Here is a 2,563-nt window from a genome sequence, read left to right on the forward strand (position 1 = left end):
CCTTCTCCTCGTTCTCGCGGACCACGTCCTTTTCGACGGAAGCCGCTACGCATGGGTCGCACAGCGCCCGTTCTGGATCCCGATCATCCTGATCTCAGGGCAGTACGGCCTCGCGGGGGGCGTCTTCGCGACCCTCGCCGCGACCCTGGCGCTGTACAGCTCCGCCCTGCCCTCGCAACTCGCCACGCAGGATTACTACGCCTATTCGCGCCTGGTGGTGGCCGAGCCGACCGCCTGGCTCGCTTGTGCGCTGGTCCTGGGCGGCTTGCGCAGCCTCCATATCTTCCATGCCGCCGAGTTGCGCCAGCAGCGGGACGAGGCGTTGCACGAGGCGGAGATCGTCGGCCGAGGGCTTACCGAAGCGATGACGGAGATCGGGCGCCTGGAACTGCGGATCGCGGGCGACACGCAGACGGTCGCCGCCATGGGGCACGCCTTCGGGGGTCTCGATGCGGCCGACGGGGCCCGGCTTTCTGCCAGCATCGCCGAGGTTGGGCGCATCGTGGTCGGCGCGGCCGACCTTACGATCTATGCCCGTACCGCGCAGGGATTTGCCGTGTTGGCTATCGTCGGTCAGGGGGCGCCGCGCGATCGCGCCACTCTACCTTTCCTCGATAACGAACTCACCGAAGCCCTGCGGCATGCCCCGGACCTCGTCTGGCGTCGCGACCATCCGTGCGACGGCCAGAGCCTGCCGGCCGGCGTGATCCTCGCCGTCGGCATCCCCGCCCCAGACAGGTCGACGCCGCTCGGCGTCCTTCTTGTTGAGCGGCTCCTGCCCAACCAATCTCTCGCCGCCGCCGCCGCCCGTGCGCGGGACGTGGCACGCGGGATCGGCTGCCTGCTCGCACGGGTGGAACGATGATACCGGATCCCGACGGCTTCGGCGTCGCCGCAGAGGCCCGGATCGGGTGGGACACCCGCTTCGTCGCCCGCATGTCGCCCGCTTGGGTCGCGCTCACGGCGGCCGGCACCGAGATTGCCTTCACCATGGCGCTGGTGCGCGACCTCGTCGGGCCCGTCCCGGTTCTCGCCGGCCACCTCGCCCTCTGCGTGCTGATCGGTCTTCGAGCGGCCGGCGCCACGAATCGGCCGAAGGAGGCCGCGGCTCTAGCGCACCTGACCCTCTGGACATTCGTTGCCGGACCGCTCGGCAGCCTCCTCGCCCTCGCCCTCACGATCTTCGGTTCAATCGCGGGCAAGCCTGCGCCGGCCGTGGATTTCGCGAGTTGGGTCGAAGTGACGGGAGACCTCGAATGCCCGACGGCATGCCATCGGTTAAGCCGCGACCTGCGCGATGGGCGCCTCCGAATCGGGAGTGCGAGCGCGGTGCCGGCGCTCGCCGACGTTCTCGCTGCGGGCACGCGGGACGCCAAGTTCGAGGCGCTGGCGATCGTCGGTCGCCGGTTCGATCCGAGTCTCAGCCACGTCATCCGCGCGGCGATCCAAGACGCCGATCCCTCCGTGCGGGTCCTGGCCTCGACGGTGCTCGCCAAGCTCCAGACGCGCTTCAGCCGCGCGTTGATCGCCCTGGAGGAGGCGGCCGCCCGGGCGTCTGAGGAGGCGGAACCCTGGCTTGAACTCGCCAAGGCACGGAGGGCCTACGCTGAATCAGGCCTGACCGAGCGATTGCAGGCGCATACGGAAATGCGTGCTGCATGTCTCGCCGCCAGGCGTGCCGTCGCGGCAGATCCGGACAGCGAGGAAGCACTGGCTCTCCTGGCGGAACTCGAGGTGGCCGACGGCTCTTCGTGCGCCGCTTGCCCGCTGGAGTTCATGCCATGATCCAGCAGCCGACGGCGACGCAATCGGATGTCTGCCTGCTCATCGAGGGGGGATATCCCTACCTCCTTGGCGGCGTCTCGTCTTGGACCGACAGCTTCATCCGCAGCTTTCCCGATAAGCGCTTCAGCGTCGTGGCCTTCACGATCGCGGGGCAGGATCGCACCCCGAAATTTACCATGCCGCCGAACGTCGACGGTGTGACCGACGTGCTCATCGATGCCTGTCCGCCGGGGCGACTGCCGCTCCTACGCAGGCGCGACCGGATCGCCCCGATCCTCGCGCATCTGCGCTCGGTCTTGACGACGGGCGACGCGGATGCATGGGCGGACTGCGTCGGAGCGCTCGACGCGTGCCATCTGGGGCAGCGGGCTCTCCTCGACTCCCGCGCCGCCTGGACGGTGCTGGAGCGGCTCTACGAGGAGATGCTGCCAGGCGCGCCGTACGTCGACTTCTTCTGGACCTGGCGTTTCCTCGCCCGCAGTCTCATCGCGGTTGCCTCCGCGCCGATTCCGTCGGCCCGGCTCTATCATGCCCTCTCGACCGGCTATCCGGGACTGTTCGGGGCACGGGCCAAGACCCTGACGGGCCATCCCTTCGTTTTGACCGAGCACGGCATCTACACGAATGAGCGCCGCATCGAGCTCTCGGTCGCAGACTGGATCTACGACTCCGGCGCAGGGGGGTTCGATGCCGGCGGCGCAGTCCCTGAACTCCGCCGGATCTGGCTGGACGCCTTCAACGCCATGGCGCGGATCACCTACGAATCCGCTGATCTGAT

Annotated in this window: 3 protein-coding genes; all 3 read left to right on the plus strand. The window is 68.6% G+C overall.

The genetic code is table 11. The features are described 5' to 3' along the window. A partial coding sequence (locus JWQ05_RS19695) for a hypothetical protein (RefSeq protein WP_299662271.1) occupies positions 1 to 865 on the plus strand: 865 nt, incomplete at its 5' end. Then, positions 862 to 1,785: a hypothetical protein gene (locus JWQ05_RS19700; RefSeq protein ID WP_299662273.1), complete on the plus strand. Its 924-nt coding sequence runs from the start codon at positions 862 to 864 to the stop codon at positions 1,783 to 1,785. The genes JWQ05_RS19695 and JWQ05_RS19700, both read left to right, overlap by 4 nt. Beyond that, positions 1,782 to 2,563, plus strand: a 782-nt coding sequence (pelF, locus tag JWQ05_RS19705; protein WP_299662275.1) for a GT4 family glycosyltransferase PelF, incomplete at its 3' end; no start/stop codon positions are given. The genes JWQ05_RS19700 and pelF, both read left to right, overlap by 4 nt.

Source organism: Methylobacterium sp., from assembly GCF_028290105.1.
GTDB lineage: Bacteria > Pseudomonadota > Alphaproteobacteria > Rhizobiales > Beijerinckiaceae > Methylobacterium.